18 protein-coding genes are annotated in these 19683 nt (G+C 54.8%); 6 read left to right on the top strand and 12 right to left on the bottom strand.

Annotated elements, in window-relative coordinates; genetic code table 11:
• Positions 1 to 4: 4 nt before the first annotated feature.
• Both IMCC3135_RS27445 and IMCC3135_RS27440 read left to right on the top strand, forming a co-directional pair.
• Positions 5 to 2347 carry an NADP-dependent malic enzyme gene (locus tag IMCC3135_RS27445; RefSeq protein ID WP_088920499.1) on the top strand — a complete coding sequence of 781 codons (2343 nt, stop codon included), beginning with the start codon at positions 5 to 7 and terminating at the stop codon, positions 2345 to 2347.
• A 111-nt stretch (positions 2348 to 2458) separates the two neighbouring features.
• The gene (locus IMCC3135_RS27440) at positions 2459 to 2806 is read left to right on the top strand and encodes a HopJ type III effector protein (RefSeq protein ID WP_088920498.1); all 348 of its coding nucleotides are present in this window, start codon (positions 2459 to 2461) and stop codon (positions 2804 to 2806) included.
• Between the two features lie 40 nt (positions 2807 to 2846).
• Here IMCC3135_RS27440 and IMCC3135_RS27435 read toward each other — a convergent pair whose 3' ends face one another.
• On the bottom strand, positions 2847 to 3614 hold the full coding sequence (locus tag IMCC3135_RS27435) for a DUF445 domain-containing protein (RefSeq protein WP_088920497.1): 768 nt from the start codon (positions 3612 to 3614) through the stop codon (positions 2847 to 2849).
• 74 nt (positions 3615 to 3688) lie between these two features.
• Positions 3689 to 4750: a betaine--homocysteine S-methyltransferase gene (gene bmt / locus IMCC3135_RS27430; protein ID WP_088920496.1), complete on the bottom strand. Its 1062-nt coding sequence runs from the start codon at positions 4748 to 4750 to the stop codon at positions 3689 to 3691.
• Positions 4751 to 4765: 15 nt separating this feature from the next.
• On the opposite strand from bmt, the gene IMCC3135_RS27425 reads away from it, so the two are divergent.
• The 4 genes from IMCC3135_RS27425 to IMCC3135_RS27410 all read left to right on the top strand — a co-directional run bounded on the left by IMCC3135_RS27425 (position 4766) and on the right by IMCC3135_RS27410 (position 9623).
• Positions 4766 to 5995 carry a GNAT family N-acetyltransferase gene (locus tag IMCC3135_RS27425; RefSeq protein WP_088920495.1) on the top strand — a complete coding sequence of 410 codons (1230 nt, stop codon included), beginning with the start codon at positions 4766 to 4768 and terminating at the stop codon, positions 5993 to 5995.
• Between the two features lie 286 nt (positions 5996 to 6281).
• Positions 6282 to 6845 carry a phosphatase domain-containing putative toxin gene (locus tag IMCC3135_RS27420; RefSeq protein WP_088920494.1) on the top strand — a complete coding sequence of 188 codons (564 nt, stop codon included), beginning with the start codon at positions 6282 to 6284 and terminating at the stop codon, positions 6843 to 6845.
• 99 nt (positions 6846 to 6944) lie between these two features.
• Positions 6945 to 8510, top strand: a complete 1566-nt coding sequence (locus IMCC3135_RS27415) for a trimethylamine methyltransferase family protein (RefSeq protein ID WP_088920493.1) — start codon at positions 6945 to 6947, stop codon at positions 8508 to 8510.
• 27 nt (positions 8511 to 8537) lie between these two features.
• The gene (locus IMCC3135_RS27410) at positions 8538 to 9623 is read left to right on the top strand and encodes a GlxA family transcriptional regulator (RefSeq protein ID WP_205737733.1); all 1086 of its coding nucleotides are present in this window, start codon (positions 8538 to 8540) and stop codon (positions 9621 to 9623) included.
• Here IMCC3135_RS27410 and IMCC3135_RS27405 read toward each other — a convergent pair.
• The 10 genes from IMCC3135_RS27405 to IMCC3135_RS27360 form a co-directional block, all read right to left on the bottom strand.
• A complete protein-coding gene (locus IMCC3135_RS27405; RefSeq protein WP_157736306.1) occupies positions 9616 to 10071 on the bottom strand; it encodes a DUF5658 family protein in 456 nt (151 codons plus the stop codon). The genes IMCC3135_RS27410 and IMCC3135_RS27405 overlap by 8 nt on opposite strands.
• 328 nt (positions 10072 to 10399) lie before the next feature.
• Positions 10400 to 11449, bottom strand: a complete 1050-nt coding sequence (locus tag IMCC3135_RS27400; protein ID WP_088920491.1) for an ABC transporter substrate-binding protein — start codon at positions 11447 to 11449, stop codon at positions 10400 to 10402.
• Between the two features lie 7 nt (positions 11450 to 11456).
• Complete coding sequence (locus IMCC3135_RS27395; protein WP_088920490.1) at positions 11457 to 13130, bottom strand: glucosamine inositolphosphorylceramide transferase family protein; 1674 nt, start codon at positions 13128 to 13130, stop codon at positions 11457 to 11459.
• Positions 13131 to 13240: 110 nt separating this feature from the next.
• Positions 13241 to 15268: an ASKHA domain-containing protein gene (locus IMCC3135_RS27390; RefSeq protein WP_088922107.1), complete on the bottom strand. Its 2028-nt coding sequence runs from the start codon at positions 15266 to 15268 to the stop codon at positions 13241 to 13243.
• Between the two features lie 78 nt (positions 15269 to 15346).
• On the bottom strand, positions 15347 to 16249 hold the full coding sequence (locus tag IMCC3135_RS27385) for a dihydropteroate synthase (protein WP_088920489.1): 903 nt from the start codon (positions 16247 to 16249) through the stop codon (positions 15347 to 15349).
• Positions 16246 to 17280: a methylenetetrahydrofolate reductase gene (locus IMCC3135_RS27380; protein ID WP_088920488.1), complete on the bottom strand. Its 1035-nt coding sequence runs from the start codon at positions 17278 to 17280 to the stop codon at positions 16246 to 16248. The genes IMCC3135_RS27385 and IMCC3135_RS27380 overlap by 4 nt, the downstream gene beginning before the upstream one ends.
• On the bottom strand, positions 17277 to 17783 hold the full coding sequence (locus IMCC3135_RS27375; protein ID WP_088920487.1) for a methylenetetrahydrofolate reductase C-terminal domain-containing protein: 507 nt from the start codon (positions 17781 to 17783) through the stop codon (positions 17277 to 17279). Before IMCC3135_RS27375 ends, IMCC3135_RS27380 begins: the two co-directional genes overlap by 4 nt.
• A 6-nt stretch (positions 17784 to 17789) precedes the next feature.
• The gene (locus tag IMCC3135_RS27370; RefSeq protein ID WP_088920486.1) at positions 17790 to 18167 is read right to left on the bottom strand and encodes a virulence factor; all 378 of its coding nucleotides are present in this window, start codon (positions 18165 to 18167) and stop codon (positions 17790 to 17792) included.
• A gap of 20 nt (positions 18168 to 18187) precedes the next feature.
• Complete coding sequence (locus IMCC3135_RS27365; protein ID WP_157736305.1) at positions 18188 to 18823, bottom strand: DUF1638 domain-containing protein; 636 nt, start codon at positions 18821 to 18823, stop codon at positions 18188 to 18190.
• Between the two features lie 26 nt (positions 18824 to 18849).
• The gene (locus IMCC3135_RS27360) at positions 18850 to 19593 is read right to left on the bottom strand and encodes a corrinoid protein (RefSeq protein ID WP_205737732.1); all 744 of its coding nucleotides are present in this window, start codon (positions 19591 to 19593) and stop codon (positions 18850 to 18852) included.
• Between the last annotated feature and the right edge of the window lie 90 nt (positions 19594 to 19683).

Raw genomic sequence — 19683 nt, 5'->3', positions numbered from 1 at the left:
TTAGATGAGTGACCAACATAGTGATTCAGGAAGCAAGACTCTGAATCCGACGAGTGAACAGGAAGCCCAGGAGTCGCTGGCAGAGGCTGCACTCAATTACCATCGTTATCCCACTCCCGGCAAGTTGGAGATTTCTGCAACCAAGAATATGCTGAATCAGCGCGATCTAGCGCTGGCTTATTCACCGGGTGTTGCGGCCGCCTGTAACGAAATAGTTCGTGATCCGCTGATGGTTGCGGAAATGACGGCACGCAGTAATCTTGTTGCCGTCATAACCAACGGCACCGCGGTGCTTGGCCTGGGCGCCATCGGCGCGCTGGCATCCAAGCCGGTCATGGAAGGCAAGGCGGTTCTGTTCAAGAAGTTCGCCAACGTCGATGTTTTCGATCTGGAGCTGGACACCACCGACGTCGATCGCTTTTGCGAAGCTGTTGAGCTGCTGGAGCCGACCTTTGGCGGTATCAATCTGGAGGACATCAAGGCGCCGGAATGTTTCATCATTGAAAAACGTCTGCGCGAGAAAATGAACATTCCCGTGTTCCATGATGATCAGCATGGGACGGCGATTGTGGTTGCGGCTGCAATCCGTAATGGTCTGAAGGTGGCCGGCAAGGAGCTGAATGATATCGATCTGGTGTGCTCGGGTGCGGGGGCTGCGGCACTGGCCTGTCTGAACCTGCTGGTCTTCATGGGGCTGGACAAGAAACGCGTCTCTGTCTGTGATGAACATGGCGTGTTGTACGAAGGTCGTAATAATAATATGGACCCCTACAAGGCGGTCTATGCTCGCGATACCGAGGCACGTACGCTCGATGATGTCATTGGTGACGCCGATGTGTTTCTGGGGCTGTCAGCACCTAATGTCATGACGGGCGAGCAGGTTGCACGTATGGCTGCATCTCCCTTCATTCTGGCGCTGGCCAATCCTGATCCGGAAATAAGCCCTGCTGTTGTTCATGCGGTGCGTGATGACGCCATCATGGCAACGGGCCGCTCTGACTACCCCAATCAGGTCAATAACGTACTTTGCTTCCCGTTTCTGTTCCGCGGGGCTCTGGATGTGGGGGCCACTGAAATCAATGGTGAGATGCAAGCGGCAGCGGTTGAAGCCATTGCCGGTATTGCCAACAAGGAAGCATCGGATGTCGTATCTGCAGCTTATGGCGGCAAGCCTTTTCGCTTCGGCCGTGAATACCTGATTCCCAAGCCTTTCGATCCGCGCCTGATGATGGAAATTCCTGAAATGGTTGCCCGGGCAGCCATGGCCAGTGGAGTCGCTACCCGGCCGATCCAGGATTTTGAAGCCTATCGTCGCAAACTGAGCGAATTCATCTTCCGTTCCGGTCTGATCATGAAGCCGGTTTTTGAACGGGCCCAGGCAGATACACAACGAATCGTATTGCCAGAAGGTGAATCACTGCGGGTGCTCAATGCCGTGCAGATACTGGTCGACGATGCCATTTGCCACCCGATATTGCTGGGACGACCGGAAGGTATCCAGGCAAAGATCGAGGAACTGGGATTACGTCTGACAATGGGGGAGGGTTTCACGGTCATCGATCCTGAGAACAATCCGCATTACGAACAGCACGTGGATGCCTATCATCGCCTGATGGAGCGCGCTGGTGTTTCGCCTCGCTATGCTGCCAATGTCATTCGTACCCGGATGACGGCACTGGGTGCTGTGATGGTGCGTGAAGGACAGGCTGATGCACTGGTTTGTGGAACGCAGGGAGCCTACGCCCGCCATTTGAAGTACCTGTGTGATGTCATTGGCATACGGGATGACGTCAGCGACATCTCGGCATTGATGCTCATGATCCTGGACAAGGGGAGTGTGTTTCTGACCGATACCCATGTCACGGTCAACCCCTCCGCCGAAGAGCTGGCAGAGACCGCATTCATGGCCTCCAAGATTGTCAGACGTTTCGGTATGGTGCCCAAGATCGGCATGTTGTCGCATTCGAACTTCGGCAGTCGTAACAATGAATCGGCTGTGAAGATGCGTACCGCACGCAAGTTGCTGGCTGAGCGTCATCCGGAAATAGCGGTAGAAGGTGAAATGCACGCAGATGCGGCCTTGTCGCAAGAGACGCGTGATCGCGTGTTTCCGAACGCAGGATTTGCAGGTGCGGCCAATTTGCTGGTCATGCCGAATCTGGATGCCGCCAACATTGCCTACAACATGGTCAAGGTGCTCGGCGATGGTGTGCCTGTCGGACCCATGCTCATGGGATTGAACAAACCGGCGCATGTTGTCACAGAGTCGACCACCGTTCGAGGTATCGTCAATCTGTGTGCCATTGCAGCGGTTGATGCCATTGACTACAAGGCAGGTCTGGAATAACAGGTCTGAAGGTGGCACTTTACGTGCCTTGAATCTTGTATGAATTCACGCAGTCGTGCCGATGCCACGGCTGCGTGATCAGTTTTCGTCGTCGTTGTATCTGGATAAACCATGGAACTCGAGCTTTTCCTGAATCGCCTGAATACACAGCCGGAAACCATTGAGTTTCCGGATGTCATCGCGCTGATCAACAGTTTGTATACCTATATACCGACAGCCTTTCACAATCACGAGATTCAAAGTGAAGCGGGCCAGAACACCGGTTCCTGCAAACTGTTTGCATTTGCCCGTCTGCACGAATTGTCAGAAGAGCAGACGCTGGCTCTGTTTGGTGCCTACTACCGCGCTGACGTGCTGCGCTCACCCGAAGGTAACAGCCATCCGAATATTCGTCAGTTCATGAAAACCGGATGGGAAGGGATTGAGTTTGAAGGGGTGCCATTGCGGGCTCGCTCCTGAAAGCGCTCTGACATTGGCACCGCTCAAGTTTCAGTTTTTCTTAGGCTAGTACGCCGAACAATCCTGCGACCAGGCCGATCAGGCCACCAAAAACACCACCCCAGACGACCAGCCAGCCCAGGTGCTCACGAATCATGCGTTGCATGATGTCGCGAACCATTTCGGGAGTCATCTCATCCAGTCTGGCTCGCAGCAGCGTGTCCAGCTTGTTGACGAAGCGTTCACTGCTGGCAGCCTTGCTCAGCTGTTCGCCAATTGCGGCCTGAATACGAGGGGATTTGGCGGCATCTGCCAGAAAACCGTGCATGCGTTCCTTGAAAGGTTCACGCAGCGGTTGCAGAGCGGTTTCACCACCGACCATGGCGAGCATTGATCCAAACGAGGATTCGACGATGGTGGCAACCAGCTGGTCATAGGCTGCATCCAGATCTATGGCGGTAAGCAGGGGTTCCAGATCAACGGCATCGGCCAGACCGGATTTTGCCTGGCTGGTCGGATCATCACCTTCTGATGGGGTCGACTCCTGGCTTAACAGGCGCTCAACCTTGTCCTTGGCGAACAATTCCTCATGCACCATTCGCAGGATGCCAAGCTTGAACTCTTCGAAGTGCAGGGTAATGACGCCCGAACCGTAGAGGCCCGGAACCCGTTCGAACAGCATATGGACTGCCAGCCAGTTGGTCAGCGATCCGGACAGGGCAAAGAGCCCGGTGCTCAGGAGTAGTGATTGCCACGGCTCTGGCAAGGCCAGGCTCAGTAGAGCTACAGCTGCGGCCAGCAGATTGGGTGTCAGATGCTTGTCAAACATGGTGGTATTACTGTCAGGCTGAAGCGGAAGAATTCAAGATTCGGGATCAAGGACGTATTGTTTCACGAACCCTTCTAGGGATTCGTACGCTTGCGCCGTGAGTGACGGCTGCCTCGCCCGGAGGCGGAGCCGCCAGCGATACTCAGGTCGCCCGCCATTTGTGCACGTGCACCCAGTGACAATTCCCCGAGCACTCGGGTGAGGGTGTCGACGTCTGGCGATTCGCTGCCCGGTTGCCATTCGTCGATTGCATGACGCATAGCCTGAACGTGTGCAGGCGTTGTGCCACAGCAACCGCCAATGATAGACGCACCGGCGTTGGCTGCCAGTACGGCATAGTCTGCCATTAGCTCAGGTGTGCCACTGTAGACAATTTTGCCATTCACATATTCCGGAATACCGCAGTTGGCCTTTGCCACCAGTACCGGACTGATGTCCAGAGTCCGGGCGGCATTGGCAAGGTTGCAGATAGCCGCAACGACCTCGGATGCACCCACACCACAATTGCTGCCGATTGCCGTGATGTCTTTGTTCAAACCGGTGCTTATCCGGAGTGCTTCCGCCGGCGTCAGGCCCATCATGGTGCGCCCGTTGGTATCGATACTAACGGTATAGACGATAGGCAGACCCACTTCAGCAGCGCCCAGAACGGCCGCCTCGATCTCTTCGGCAGAGGAGATGGTTTCGATCCACAGGATATCAGCACCGCCTTCAGCCAGAGCTTCTGCCTGTTCGGCAAAAGCCTGCCTGGCCTCATCGATGCTCACCGATCCATTAGGCTGAAGAATTTCCCCTGTAGGGCCCATCGAGCCGGCTACCAGCACCGTTCGTTCACTTTCATCGGCTGCGATTCTTGCCAGTCTGGCTGCCCCGGTGTTCAGTTCCGCGACCCGATGGCCCGCCTTGTGCAGGCCAAGTCGGTAGTGCGTTCCACCAAAACTGTTGGTTAGTATGATGTCTGAGCCTGCATTCACAAATGAACGGTGCAGACTTGTAATCCGCTCAGGATGATCTATGTTCCACAGTTCTGGCGAATCACCGGTCTGTAGACCGAGTGCAAACAGATTGGTGCCGGTTGCTCCGTCAGCCAGCAGCAAACCACGATCATCAAGTAACGTTTTGAGTTTATCAGTCATCTATGCAAGGTTATCATGCAGCCGACGGTGGATTGCCTCGAGGATTCATCGCTGAACAACACACACTTTAGTAGCCACTTGCATGTCGACAGGCTCAGTGTGATCGGGATAGAGGGCTTGGCCTCGCTCGATCGAGAAATTGTCACCCATATCGACGATTTCAGAAATCTGGAAGCGGAGTGGACGGCACTGGGATCCAGGTCTCGATCTGCATGCGTCTTCATGCAGTGGGAATGGCACTACACCTGGTGGCAGATATACGCAGGCAAGCGAGACAAGCTGCATATCGTCACCTGGCGTCGCGGTGGTGAACTGGTGGGGCTGCTGCCCATGTACCGGCAGGCCAGCCTGATTATTCCCGGAAATACCTGTCTGCGTTTTATCGGGACTGGAGAGAAGGCGATTGATGAGGTAGCAACCGAGTACGGGGACTTGCTGGCAGATAATCGCCTGGACTCAGCGATCAGCACGCTGGCTGCCGAATATTTGCATCAGTTTGATGGTTGGGTACGTGTCGAACTTTTTTGCATGTTGGAAGACTCCCTGCTGAATATAGCGTTGCAGGCAGGACAACACCCTGCGCTCCTGACACGTTCCTCAGGCCTGCGCTATCGCCTGCGCCTGCCGAAAGACGAGGAGACCTATCTTGAAAGCCTGGGAAGCAGCCGCGCCAAGCGAATTCGACGTAGTCAGCGTGCGGTGTTGCGCGAGGGCGGATTGGAGCTGACGGTGGTGGATTCGGTGGCAGGCTTTGATAGTGCCTTCCGCGAGCTGGCAGAGTTGAACCATGAACGACAGGCGCATATGCGACGCAAGAGTGTATTTGCATCGACACGCTTTCGTCAGTTTCACCAGCAACTTTGTGCACGTTTGCATGCGACTGATGCCGCCGATATTATCCGCATCCATCTGGGTTCCCGTTTGCTGGCGGTTCTATATTGCTTCTACGACGGGCAAACCTGTCATTACTATCAAAGTGGTTTCTCGCGCAAGGATTCGAATCGATTCATGCCGTTGACGCTAGCGCATCTGATGGAAATGCAACGTAGTCGACAGGCTGGCAAGGAATTTTACGATTTCATGCGTGGTGAACCGCCCACATACAAAGAAGATTTCAACTGCGAAACCAGTCCGATGATTGATGTGGCCTGCTATCGCTGGGCGTGGCAAAAAGCCATGGCGGTGGTCTATCGCCGAACACGAGCCAAGGCAGGAAAACTAGCCAGAGTATTACGGCAGCGCTGAGCCCTGAATGTCACAGGCAAATGTCCGGTATCATGTTGCCAGAGATATATTACTAAGTTGTTAACTTGCACGGTTTGTGGTTACTAGGATTGTGACGATGGCGGCTCTAATTATCTACGCTAGTACGTAGTCTAGGCCTCCACTACGCTGAATACGTGATTGATTCGAGCTCACCATGAAAGTGCTAACTGATGATTGTCTGGCTCTAGCAGCCACCTTGCCCACTACCAGGGCCATTTGTAACAGGCCTTGTACTGATGTGTCTGGTTTGGAGTGCTGATCAGAAATGCTATTCGGATTGAGAAAACCCCCGCAAGCTAACCTCATCGATACCATAACCGTACCGGGTTCGGTCGGTTGCATGGGGCTGGTGGGTTGCCCGGGAACACGTATAGACAACAAGCCGGCAACAGGTAGTAAACGGCTGTTGCAGGCGGATGTTGACGAGATTGTCGAGTGGGGCGCCAATGGCGTTTTGTGCCTGATGGAGCCGCATGAGCTGAAACTGAACAAGGTTGAAGGCTTGCCGGCAACGGTTCAAAAAGCTGGCATGTGGTGGAAGCATTTACCCATCATCGACATGGATATTCCCAACCAGGAATTCGAAAATATCTGGGCCGTAGAAGGTGAGCGGATCAGGCATGCACTGAGAATTGGTGAGCGTGTCGCCATTCACTGCTATGCCGGTCTGGGACGAACCGGCATGATAGCCGCACGGATTCTGGTGGAGTTCGGGGTTGATCCCGAGCAAGCCATTCGACGTGTCCGTCGTGACAACCGTCGTCGAATTCAGACTCGTGGTCAGGCGGATTTTGTTCGCAGTTGCTACTCCCTCGTCGATATTCACTAAACTGAAGTCGTCTGGCGTTATGCCTGCGTCGTTCGGTGCAACACTCGGGCAGGCATCATCAGTCCATGATTAAGGCTGGTGATTCCAAGAGACGAGCCCATGACTACAGACGGTGAAGTACGACGCGGTAGACGACGGGGAGCAGGGCGTGAAGCAAAGCGAGCTCGCGCTGCGGCAGGCGGTATTTCGCAGGCCTACATCAAACGCAAGATTCCCTATTACGAGATTCTCAACGCCGAAGGCCTGGAGATAATCGAATACAACGCTGACACCATTCTCGAAGAGATCGGTATCGATTTTCGAGATGATGCTGAAGCGCTGGAACTGTGGCGCGCAGCAGGTGCCGATGTTCAGGGTGAACGGGTCCGTTTTCCGCGAGGATTGTGCCGCAAACTGGTACAGGACAGTGCACCTGCGATCTTCACGCAACATGCGAGAAACCCTGCAAACTCTGTACTGATCGGTGGCGACAATACCGTCATGGTGCCCGCCTACGGGCCTCCCTTCGTACATGACCTGGACAAGGGCAGGCGTTACGCCACCATTGAAGACTTCCAGAACTTCGTCAAACTTGCCTATATGAGCAAATCGCTGCATCACTCTGGCGGTACTGTCTGTGAGCCGGTTGATCTGCCAGTCAACAAGCGCCACTTTGACATGATCTATGCGCATATGCGCTACAGCGATAAACCCTTCATGGGCTCTGTGACGGCTCCAGAGCGCGCCGAAGATACGGTTGCCATGGCAAGAATCCTGTTTGGTGATGATTTCATCGACCCGGAAACCGGTCAGGAAAAGACCGTGGTGGTCAATCTGATCAACGCGAACTCTCCCATGACGTTCGATGAAACCATGCTGGGTGCTGCCAAGGTCTATGCTCGTGCCAATCAGGCATGCGTTATTTCACCGTTTATTCTTGCCGGTGCCATGTCTCCGGTCACCGTGGCCGGTACCGCTGCCCAGATTCTGGCAGAAGCACTGGCGGGCATGGCATTCGTGCAGTTGATCAGGCCCGGAGCGCCGGTGGTCTTCGGAACTTTCGCCAGCTCGATTTCCATGCAGTCAGGGGCGCCCACCTTTGGCTCACCGGAGCCTGCTCAGGTCATGTACATCGCCGCCTCTCTGGCGCGTCGACTGGGTGTGCCATTCAGAAGTGGTGGTGGTTTGTGTGCCTCCAAACTGCCCGATGCACAGGCTGCCTACGAGTCGGCCAATACGCTGCAGGCTGCCGCCATGGCCGGTGTCAATTTCATGCTTCATACCGCCGGTTGGCTGGAAGGCGGACTGGCGATGGGTTATGAGAAATTCATGATGGATGCGGACCAGGCCAGCATGCTGAGTGTGTTCCTGGGCGGCGTGGACATGAGTGAAAATGGTCAGGCAATGGATGCTTTGCGAGAGGTCGGTCCGGGCAATCACTTTCTGGGCTGTGCACATACGCAGGCCAATTTTGAAAGTGCCTTCTGGCGCTCTGAAATCTCTGACAACAACAGCTTTGAGCAATGGCAATCGGAAGGGTCATTGGATGCCGCGCAACGTGCCAATATTCGTTGGAAATCGGCTCTGAGCAGCTATGAAGCACCAGCAATTGACATTGCAGTTGACGAAGCACTGCAAGAATATATTAAAGTGCGTAAAGCGGCGTTCGCGGACGCTAACTATTAGTCGCACCCGGTAAGTCTCTCTGGCTGGGTGGATGCATTCGACCTGAGTCTGGAGAGTCTTACCGGTGTTTGTAATGACCGCACTGTTTTGTTCATGATCGGCTCTGCCGATGCCACCACGCGCGTTGGTTTCTACCTGGTGCCGCAATTTTCCATGCTGCCTTTCAGTAGCGCGCTGGAAGCTTTGCGCATGGCCAATCAATTGAGCGGGCAGACGCTTTATCGCTGGACCCTGATATCCAGTGATGGCAGCGGGGTTACCAGCAGTAATGGCATTACGTTCCAGGTTGAGCACGGTGCGCAGACTCGGGAACGCTATGATGCCGTCTTCGTCTGCGGTGGATCGAACGTCCACCTGATCAATGATGAGACAGGCTTGCAATGGTTGCGGCAGCTGGACAAGCAGGGTGCGGTGTTAGGGGCAATTTGTACAGGTACCTATCTGCTGGCTCGAGCTGAGCTTCTCAATGACCATCGTTGCACCATTCACTGGGAGAATCTGGCAGCGGCGCGTGAGGAGTTTCCGCACTTGGTTATTTCGCCCGAATTATATGAAATCGATCGCAAGCGCTACACCTGTGCAGGTGGTACGGCGCCGTTGGACATGATGCTCAGTGAAATTCGTGCACGTCATGGCAATGAGTTGGCTACGCGTATCTCTGAACAGTTCATGTGCGAACGAATACGTGATCAGAACGATCGTCAGCGAGTGCCATTGACACAGCGCATTGGCGCCAGCCAGCCAAAGTTGGCGGAGGCGGTGTCCTTGATGGAGGCCAATATCGAAGAGCCGATGACCCTGGATGAGCTGTCTCATCATGTCGGTTTGTCACGCCGACAGTTGGAACGATTGTTCCAGCGTTACCTGCACTGTGTACCGACTCGCTATTATCTGGAGTTGAGACTGGAACGTGCGCGGCAGTTGCTGCTACAAAGCAGCATGCCAATTGTTGATATCGCACTGGCTTGCGGCTTCATCTCGGCACCGCATTTCTCGAAGTGTTACCGGGATACCTTTGCTCTTCCGCCGCGTGATGAACGGCGCAGAGCAGCGGGCCTGCTTTCCGATACACGCAGCAGCCAGCCCAAGGTGGGCCGACGGCCCGTTAACTAATTGAAAGCAATATTACTTCGTAGGCTATCAACCCGACATAAAGGCCGACCATCGCGGCCAGGATGGAACGAGCCCGCCAGCGATTGAATAGCAGCAGATTGCCGGCGGCTACCAGAACAACGGCGGGTATTGCGGTCAGCAACATTTTTACGGTCGTAAATGCCCAGACGCTGTGGCCCAGTAGTGCATTCATGAACGGATTGACCTCGGTGCCACCGCGAGATATCAGGGTCAGCGTAAAAACCGAATCAGTCACCGAGAGCAGCATCAGGATGATCGCCAATGCGACCATGCCACTATCAAAACGGTCTAGCATCGGATAGCGCCGATCGCTGCTACGGCGTCCCACCATGCGTCGTGGTGAAACAGCACTGCGTAACAGAGTCCCAGCCGAATAAACCCTTCTCTCCGGCCCGCCCCTACGCTCCACATCATTCCAAGTATTCATACCCCCAGTGTACCCACCCCTCACCCAACAGCGGGTCGGACCATGCCAAGTATATGAAATAGTTCAATATTATGGAAAATATAAGCTCCATTTAAAGCTTATGTGAGCCTTTCGAGGGGGAAAAACCGACCTTTAGTGATAAGCCGCAGGTTCACCCTGGTTTTCAGGGGGCTCAGAGTGGGCGCACGATGGAGTGTCTGGTCGGAGCTATCCAGTGCTTTATTTGGGGCTTTTCTGGTGAGAAAATCGGTGTTTAGTGTGTGAATTGGTTGGATTTTAGTTAGTAATTTTATTAAAAACAGATGGTTAGCATGGTCCGACCCAATGGTTACCAGGATTGTTGGATGGTTTTGAGGGTTTGGGGGCTGGGGATGAGGGGGTATTCGCTGTTTTTGAGTGCGGTGGGGGGGAGGCTGAGGGCGGGGTTGCTGAGGTAGCTCGGGCTCATGAGTGCGCGGGCTGCGGTGTTGGGGGTCGCCTGGTTGAGGTGGGTGGCGATGGCGGCTCCAATTTCCGGGGTCAGCAGAAAGTTGATCAGTGCATGGGCGTTGTCGACATTGGGCGCGCCGCTGGGGATGCAGAGCGAGTCCTCCCAGATCAGACTCCCTTCTTCAGGCACCGAGTAGCCAATGTCGTCATCCTCTGCCATGACGTGCAGCATGTCGCTATTCCACTCCATGGCCAGATCGACCTCACCTGCCAGCAGCAGGTCCTGACCGTTATCAGGTGCAAAGGCGACAATATTAGGCCTTTGTTTGCTGATCATCGCTTCGGCGGCCGCCAGATTGGCAGGGTCAAGATCGTTGAGTGATTTACCCATGGCCTTGATGGCCAGGCGCGTGACGATCAACGGATCGTTCAACAGTGCAATGCGCCCTGCATGCTGATTCGAAGTGAATAGATCATTCCAGGATGTCGGTATTTCTCTGACCGCTGATTTGCGGTAACCGATGCCGATTGTGCCGCCCAGATAGGGCAGGCTGTACTGTCTGCCGGGATCGAAGACGGGGTCCATGAGCACGGGGTCGATATTCTTCAATGCAGGGATTTGGGAATGATCGAGTGTTTGCAGCATCTGCGCATGCAGCATGCGTTCTACATAATCGTTGCTGGGCACGATGACGTCGTAGCCGGGGTTACCGCCTCGCAGTTTGGCAAACAATTCATCATTGTCGGCAAACAGATCGTAGTGCACGGCGAGGCCACTGGCCGTTGAAAAATCCTCCAGTGTAGACTCGCCGATATAGTTCTGCCAATTGTAGAAGTTGACAGTACCGTCACTGGCCAGGGCATCCCGGGGCAGGCGAAAGGAGATTCCCAGAGCTGCCGCACCGGTCAGGAAGGTGCGGCGACTGATTGCCGTGTGTCGGGCTTGCATACTTATCTCAGCGACGATGACGAGTGACTCGATCCAGTACGGTCGTGCCGTTCATATGGGTGACCGAATGACAGCCTAGCCAGGTGCTTCCTTGCTCGGGGAGCAGTCGACCTTCGATGACCTCGGAGTAGGCTTGTGTGTTCAGAACCTCTATGCGGGCCAGATTGATTCCATAGCCATAGCGCACTGCACCATACTGGCTAGGTCGATAGAAATGGTCTCCATCCCGGAAAACAGGTCCTGCCATGCGTGCTCGATCAACACCCGTGATAACCGGATTCATCGGGTGTGGTGTCCATGATCCGGTGATCTGATCTGAATAATACAGGTGCAACTCATCGCGTTCATCGACGCAGCGATGTGACATGGCATTGGCAAACATCCACCAGCGTTGTCCGTCAAAGTGGACAGTGGAATCTGCCAGGTCAACATCGTTAAGCAGTTCCTTGACCAGGGTCCACTGGTCGGGGAATTGTTCAGCTTTGTACAGCAGTACAGACTTTCGGGAAGCGGTCTCGGGAATCATGTAGAGCTCACCGTCGGCGCTGAATACAAAGGGATAGGACAGATGTTGTCCATCATCCATGACCTTCTTGACTTCTGAAGGCTGCCCATCATGGCTCAGTCGAGCAACGGAAAGATGGGCATGATCAGAGTCGATTTGCATTTCTTCGAAAAACACGTATAGCGAGCCATCATGTTGATACAAGTGTGGATCTGCCCACCAGGTTTTGGCCGGGGATTCTATGATGGCAAAGTCATCCAGCTTGTGTCGAGTCAGCGCGGCAAGGCTGGAAGTGCCTGTATCGTTGATGACGGCCAGTTGCCACTGCTCATACCACAAACGATGGCGAATCCTGTCCAGGCTCTGGTGATAAAACAACTTGAGCAGCTGCTTGAGTCGAACAAATTCAGAGACTGCAGCGGGCATGAACTGGTTGTTCATCAAACAGTCGGCGTCTGTCTGTGCCGCCTGGCGTTCGGGGTCTATCAGTTTGCCGTTCGGCAAAGCCGTGGATTGTCTGTACTCGGAGGCGAGAATATTCGCACCTTGCGAAAGCCAGACAAGTCTGGATTCGAACAAGGAGACCAGGCTGAAATAGGCCGCTCGCCGCAGATCCGTGATGGAGTAGGTTTGTCGGGGCAAGGCATGCGTGGCAATGCGGCTGCAGCTATCCGTGCCGGGCGTTGAAGCCTCTTTGTCAGGATCCCGGTAGTGTGCCCACAGATGAACCCAGCATAGCGGGGCGCGTTGCAGCAGTTGATCCTTGATGCGCGCATCAAGGGTTTCTATATGAGCATCCCATACCGGTGTGCCACCGTGCGGCAACATGTCCGGATCAAGGGGGGAGTCTGACAGGTTGATGACCACATCACAGCGAACCAGCGCGGTTGAGGCATCCGTTTTCTTCAGCGCCGACGTATTGCTCAGCGCTTCAGCTTGCCATGGGTTCTGGGCAAAGCGAGGCTTGTCCATTTTTCCAAGCAGCTTCTCGCCGCTCGCACGCATGAGTGAGTCAGGAAGGCTTTCTCCGCTCTTTGAGTCCGCTTGGTCTGATGAACGTAACAGGATGCTGAGTTCGACACCGTTACGCTGTTCGAGCCTGTCAATCAGTTTGTTGACCCACGCCAATGGCGTCGGTGAGTCAATGATTGCCACCACGGACAATACCTGCTTCATGAAGTTCCATCCTGAATGCCTGATCGGCATTATAGGCATCTGAATGGGGTTAGTCGTGCGTGAAGGGCAAAGCGGATAAATCAGTCTGCAATATTGGGTCGACGCAGATCTCAGTTTCGACGAACGCGACGACGTTTCACCGGCCTGGCAGAGCTTGGTGCTGGAAGCTGTACCACTTTTCCCAACTCCGGAAACGACGCTGTCTTGTGCGGAAAGGCCATGGCTTCCACAAAGTGTTGCTGGAAATCGGCTTCCACCGCAGTCTCCACTTTTTCGATGCACCGCACGATCTGCTCGATCTCCGTTCGTGCCTCCTTGTCGAGAAGGGCCATGAGGGCACCAGAGCCTGCGGCATTACCGGCAGAGCTGACCTGTGACAGATCACAATCGGGAAGAAGTCCGAGAACCATGGCGTATTTGACATCGATATGGCTGCCAAAGGCGCCTGCCAGACGAATTCTGTCAACTCGCTCGACCTGCAATCGATCCATCAGCAACCTGATGCCGGCGTATAGAGCCGCCTTGGCAAGCTGTATCTGGCGCACATCGTTCTGTGTGATTCTGACCGTTACACCTCCGTCTTCTGCGCCTTTGTGCAGCAGATACGAAAATGTTCTTTCATTAGCTTCAATGCGCGAATTTCTGGCTGCCAGTTCGCCGTTGAGCACACCGTCCGAATTAATGATGCCCGCCAGAAACATTTCAGCGACAACTTCAATGATGCCTGAGCCGCAGATTCCGGTGACACCAACCGCCGCCGCATCCATGGCAAAGGCCGGATCATCTGACCAGGTATCACTACCAATGACACTGTATTTTGGCTCCAGTGTTTGTGGGTCTATGCGAACACGTTCGATGGCTCCGGGAGCTGCCCGTTGCCCACCACTGATCTGGGCGCCCTCAAAGGCCGGGCCTGTCGGGCTGGAGCAGGCGACCAATCGTTCCCGGTTGCCCAGTACTATTTCAGCATTGGTGCCGACATCCACCAGCAAGCTCAACTCGTCCAGACCTTGCGGCTGCTCTGAGAGTACAACGCCTGCGGTATCAGCTCCTACGTGCCCGGCGACGCAGGGCAGCAGATAGACGCTGGCCAGTGGATGGACCTTCAACCCCATTTGCGCTGCAGGCAGCTGCAGTGATTCATCGGTACACAGCGCAAAAGGGGCGCCTCCCAGCTCGATGGGATTGATGCCCAGCAACAGGTGATGCATGACAGGGTTGGCCACGAACGTCAGTTCCAGAATGTCTTCTGGCAAAATGCCGGACAGTGTGCTGACGGCTCTGATCAGATCATTGATGGCTTCGATAACTGCATGCGTCATGTCAACATCACCACCAGGGTTCATCATGACGTAAGAGACACGACTCATGAGATCTTCACCGAAGCGGATTTGCGGGTTCATGGCGCCGCTGCTGCCCAGGACCTGACCGGTTGCCAGATTGCACAGGTGCCCGGCAATGGTGGTGGAACCAACATCGATAGCAACGCCGTAGATAGCCTCCTTGTAGCCAGGCCACAAGCCAATGATGTCAAAGGTTCCGGCCCCGGATCTGTTCTCGTGTACAGCGACAGTGACTTGCCATTTGCCCTTGCGCAAGGTCTCCTGCAATTGTCTTAATATGCCAAGGCTGGCATTCAGACCTGTCAGGCCCCATTCGATCATCAGGGCTTGTTTAAGCCTGCGTAAATCGCCGGATGGATCGTGCATGTCCGGTTCCTGTACGTCCACAACGTATAATCGCACGGCCGGATTGATGGTGATGTTGGCGTGGTCCAGTGCCTTGCGGATGAGCTGTCTGTGAACCTGGCTTTCGGCTGGAATATCGATCGCCAGATCGCCCTGAATGATCGCCTGGCAACCCAGTCGCCGGCCATCGGCAAACACTCCATGAATGCGCTGGTAGCGTGCTTCGACAGAAGTGCTTTCACCCAGGTTCTCGACGTGCGAGATGATGTTGTGCTTGGAAAATTCACCGCTGGCACACTGAACCTGACAACGACCGCACATGCCGCGTCCTCCGCAGACTGAGTCAAGGTCCACTCCCAGTTCGCGAGCAGCTTGCAAAACCGAGGTGCCGATGGGAAAGCTGCCACGTTTGCCACTCGGACTGAACACGATCATAGCCTGGTCAATCATGCCAAATTCCTCATATAGGGCCGCATGGAATGCCACTCGGAGTACCACATGAAATGCCGCAAGGTTTTGCCTGACAACTCAACTACGTCGGCGACGGGTGACTCTGCGCCCACGTGCCCCTTCGGTGCCTTCTACCGGCGCGGCGCGGTATTTACGAATCCATGCAAGACAATCCGGATCGTTACCCATCAGGACATCGGCGGCCATGACAGAGCGCATCACCTCTTCATGGCATGGGTTGGTAATGGCGGATGTCATGCCGGCACTGATAGCCATGGACAGAAAGGCGCCGTTGATGCCGTTGCGTTCGGGCAGGCCGAAGCTGATATTGGATGCGCCGCAGGTGGTATTGCAGCCCAGCTCATCGCGGATACGTCCCAGAATATCGAAAACCTGCCTGCCGGCGAAACGCATGGCGCCAATAGGCATGACGAGTGGATCGATGACGACATCGCAGGCAGGGATACCAAAGTCGCTGGCTCGTTCGACAATTTTTTTTGCCACCTTGAAGCGTTCGTCAGGGTCTTCCGAGATGCCGGTCTCATCGTTTGAAATGGCAACCACCGCCGCTTTGTACCTGGCCACCAAGGGCAGCACTCGTTCCAGTACTTCATCTTCGCCCGTGACAGAGTTGACCAGAGCCTTGCCCTGATAGACAGAAAGCCCGGCTTCCAGTGCGTCGATAATGGATGAGTCAATGGATAGTGGTACATCAGTAATGGACTGCACCAGCTGAATGGCCTTGGCCAGCAAGGCCGGCTCGTCAGCCAGTGGAATGCCTGCATTCACATCCAGCATCTGGGCACCGGCAGCAACCTGAGCCAAGGCGTCTGCTTCAACACGACTGAAGTCGCCAGCCTTCATCTCCTCTGCCAGAATCTTGCGTCCGGTAGGGTTGATGCGCTCACCGATGATGGTGAAGGGGTTATCCGGGCCAATGATGTGTTCACGGGTAGCCGAGCTGATGACGGTATTGCTCATTGCAGATTCTCCAAGTGTTGCTGGACCGTGGCATCGCCGTCATAGGTACGAGGATGCCAGGGCTTACGACCATTCAGAGCTCCTGAGCGCGTCACGATATCGGGCACGTTGTGCTCTTGTTTGTAGGCCATGACGTGTACGCCACTGACCCCCTTTATTTCGCGAATTTCCTGAATCAGTTCAATACATAGCTGCAGACCTTCGGCTTTCTGATCTGCTGCGCCCTTGAGCCGTTGGATGACCGAGTCGGGAATGTGTACACCGGGCACATTATTGCGTATCCATTCGGCCGAACGAGCCGAGGCGAGCGGGCCAACACCGACAATGATGAACACTTTTTCATCCAGACCCAGCTCACGAACCTTGTCCATATAGGCTTTCAGGCGGGGGACATCAAAGCAGTATTGTGTCTGTACGAATTGCGCACCCGCTGCAATTTTCTTGGCTAGCCGTAACGGGCGCCAGTCGAAGGGTTCTACAAACGGATTGGCAGCGGCACCCAGAAAGATGCGCGGTGGGTGATCCAGCTTTCGTCCGCTCTGGAAGGTGGATTTGTCACGCATGGTGCGGGCAATCTCCAGTAGTGACATGCAATCCAGGTCGAATACCGGTTTGGCTTCGGGATGATCACCCGTCTGTACGCCATCGCCTGACAGGCAGAGCAAATTGCAGACGCCCATGGCAGCCCCGCCCAGTATGTCGCCCTGAATGGCAATGCGATTTTTATCGCGACAGGAAATTTGCTGGATCAGTGCATAACCCAGGCGGGTAAGCAGGGCGCAGACAGCCAGAGATCCCATATGACAATGGGCGCCACTGCCATCGGTGGCATTGATGGCATCGACATAGCCGTCAAACACCGCGGCCCGTTCATAGACAGCTGCCGGATCGGCACTGTCAGGTGGTGCCAGTTCGGTGGTGACGACAAAATGGCCGGCACGCAAAGTTCGTTCGAATCTGCCGGGTGAGCTGTGGCCGGGCAATATATGCGAATGGTAGCCTGGTACAGATTCATCTTCGAAGCCGTTCACAAGGTTTTCTTCTCGGCAGCGTTTGAGCTTTGCACCAGGGGTTCGGGGGCTGCAGCAATCTCAGCCTGTTCGCGAATCACGCGCAGCCACGATGAGCGCCCCTTGAGTCGATGATCGACCGCAAACTGAACGGTGGATATCTGCAAGCCGTGTTTCATTCGCCCCGCACCTTCCCAACCTTCAACCCAGACACAGCGCATTTCAGGCTTGACCTCGCAATAGCCATCGGCACGAACGCCGCCACAAGGACCATTACGAATACTTTTCGGGCAGTTCATGGGGCATGACATACCGGTGCTGCTCAGAACACACTGGCCGCACATCTGGCAATCGAACAGAGCCCCCTTGACCACTTTTTCGATGGCGGCAACAGGCTTTTCGAGCCGTTTTTCTCCGAGTCGTCGGTACAGTGGTGTTGCTGCAATCAGGCAGCGTTCTACCGTGTTGTAGGTTATTTCCATCAGCCGGGCGTGACGAACGGACCATTTTCTCAGCCAGTACATGAACGCTCAGTCCTCTTCGTCAATTGACTTTGATGCATCCCCGGCTGGCTGTGTCAGGGTGGCTATCTGTTCGCGTGTCATGCCGACGTGGGCGGCGATGCCCTTGGCTTTTACCAATAACTCAAGCGCGGCTTCATCCAGGTCCTGTACCAGTTTGGCGGCAGCCGTTTCAGCCTCGATTTGCAGCTGTGCACTGCAAGGGCTGCGCTCGCGACGCCAGTCTTCCATATAGGCATCACTGGAACCCTTGCCGGCGCGCATGGCGGCCCGGTCAATGCCCTCCTGAAAACGCGCCGGCAGCATGACTTTGGCTGTCTTGCGACCAGCTTTGGCGGTGACCTGCGAGGGAATGTCGCGCCAGTAGATCTTGATCAGTTCAGGCATGATGACTTGATAGTGAAAGGTTAAACTGCTGAAATTCGGATAACGCTCATGGCATGTTCAAAAGCTTGTAGTCCGGTCTGATGCACTTGCAAGGGTAAACCAAGACTGCTGGCCGCCCGGACTGCCTGTGCTTGCCGATTGTTACGGCTGTCATCCTGAGCCAGATACATCACGCGCGTGTAGTTCGAAAAATACTGATCGAGCAACTCCGGATGACGGCTGATGCCCAGGCCTTCCAGAATGAGACGTTCAAAATTGTCGACCAGATAATCCGTCAGATAGAAGGTGCCCAGTTCAGCCTCCGTCATGGCCTCGAAAACTTTTTTGCCTGCGAAGAAACTGTAGCAGTGATCTCCGGGTAGTCGCTGTATCTGGTATTTTTCCAGCACCTGGTCCAGTCGTCCACCGGTGCCACAATCTCCATAAGCCACCAGAATGCGCGAATACTTCCCCTGAGCTTGGCTTATTTTCTGCTCAACAGCCGGTGCAATGCGATGTGGCGTGTTATGCCATTCGGCCGGTAGGCACTGAATGTCTATCTGCCCGAATTGACTGGCTTTGAGAACCGCAACCAGTTCGTGAGCAATTGCCCCGCAGGCAATGACCAGTGTAGCGGCATCGGGCTGTTCGCAGGCTATTTCCTGTGGTGCTGCCACCTTGATGCCCGAAGTCGCCTGCGTGCTCAGATGCGAATCTGACGTCGTTCGGCAATCAGTGACTTTGCGGTTTCCACGGCAACGGCAGCATCACGGCAATAGGCATCAGCGCCGACCGCATCACTGAACTCCTCATTCAGTGGTGCACCGCCCACCAGTACGATGAAGTCATCGCGCAGGCCTTTTTCCTTGAGTGTGTCGATTACCACTTTCATATACGGCATGGTGGTGGTGAGCAGGGCTGACATGCCCAGAATGTCTGGTTGGTGTTCTTCGAGCGCTGCCAGATAATTTTCGACCGGGTTGTTGATGCCTATATCGATGACTTCAAAACCAGCCCCTTCGAGCATCATGCCAACCAGGTTCTTGCCGATGTCGTGAATGTCTCCCTTGACTGTGCCGATCACAACCTTGCCGATAGGCTCAGCGCCGGTCTCGGCAAGCAGAGGCCGAAGTATGCCCATGCCACCTTTCATGGAGTTGGCGGCCATCAGGACCTCGGGAACGAACAGTATGCCGTCCCGAAAATCGATGCCAACGATGCGCATGCCCTCTACCAGAGCTTCGTTGAGAACCTTGTCGGGGCCCCAGCCGCGTTCAAGTAATATCTCCGTCCCTTCAACGACCTCTTCCCTGAGTCCGTTATAGAGATCATCGTGCATCTGTTCAACCAGTTCTTCGTTGTTGAGCTCAGAGAGGATGATGTCTTCTTCGTCGTCGAAATTCTCTTGGTCGGCCATAAGGAGCATCTCACCAGTTAGTGACTTCATGGTAACTAGGTGTATCGGCCAACCGAAAGTCATCACTGCCTCAGTGACGACCCCTATGATAGTGATTCGCGACACTTTGTCTGAATACGA

Source organism: Granulosicoccus antarcticus IMCC3135 (genome assembly GCF_002215215.1).
In the GTDB taxonomy this organism is placed as follows: domain Bacteria; phylum Pseudomonadota; class Gammaproteobacteria; order Granulosicoccales; family Granulosicoccaceae; genus Granulosicoccus; species Granulosicoccus antarcticus.
Note: the sequence above shows the minus strand (reverse complement) of the source record. Positions and strands in the feature narration are given on the sequence as shown.

Coding starts and splice junctions, on each gene's coding strand:
- IMCC3135_RS27445 (WP_088920499.1), top strand. CDS start 5: ATGAGTGACCAACATAGTGATTCAGGAAGCAAGACTCTGAATCCGACG.
- IMCC3135_RS27440 (WP_088920498.1), top strand. CDS start 2,459: ATGGAACTCGAGCTTTTCCTGAATCGCCTGAATACACAGCCGGAAACC.
- IMCC3135_RS27435 (WP_088920497.1), bottom strand. CDS start 3,614: ATGTTTGACAAGCATCTGACACCCAATCTGCTGGCCGCAGCTGTAGCT.
- bmt (WP_088920496.1), bottom strand. CDS start 4,750: ATGACTGATAAACTCAAAACGTTACTTGATGATCGTGGTTTGCTGCTG.
- IMCC3135_RS27425 (WP_088920495.1), top strand. CDS start 4,766: ATGCAGCCGACGGTGGATTGCCTCGAGGATTCATCGCTGAACAACACA.
- IMCC3135_RS27420 (WP_088920494.1), top strand. CDS start 6,282: ATGCTATTCGGATTGAGAAAACCCCCGCAAGCTAACCTCATCGATACC.
- IMCC3135_RS27415 (WP_088920493.1), top strand. CDS start 6,945: ATGACTACAGACGGTGAAGTACGACGCGGTAGACGACGGGGAGCAGGG.
- IMCC3135_RS27405 (WP_157736306.1), bottom strand. CDS start 10,071: ATGAATACTTGGAATGATGTGGAGCGTAGGGGCGGGCCGGAGAGAAGG.
- IMCC3135_RS27400 (WP_088920491.1), bottom strand. CDS start 11,449: ATGCAAGCCCGACACACGGCAATCAGTCGCCGCACCTTCCTGACCGGT.
- IMCC3135_RS27395 (WP_088920490.1), bottom strand. CDS start 13,130: ATGAAGCAGGTATTGTCCGTGGTGGCAATCATTGACTCACCGACGCCA.
- IMCC3135_RS27390 (WP_088922107.1), bottom strand. CDS start 15,268: ATGATTGACCAGGCTATGATCGTGTTCAGTCCGAGTGGCAAACGTGGC.
- IMCC3135_RS27385 (WP_088920489.1), bottom strand. CDS start 16,249: ATGAGCAATACCGTCATCAGCTCGGCTACCCGTGAACACATCATTGGC.
- IMCC3135_RS27375 (WP_088920487.1), bottom strand. CDS start 17,783: ATGTACTGGCTGAGAAAATGGTCCGTTCGTCACGCCCGGCTGATGGAA.
- IMCC3135_RS27370 (WP_088920486.1), bottom strand. CDS start 18,167: ATGCCTGAACTGATCAAGATCTACTGGCGCGACATTCCCTCGCAGGTC.
- IMCC3135_RS27360 (WP_205737732.1), bottom strand. CDS start 19,593: ATGAAGTCACTAACTGGTGAGATGCTCCTTATGGCCGACCAAGAGAAT.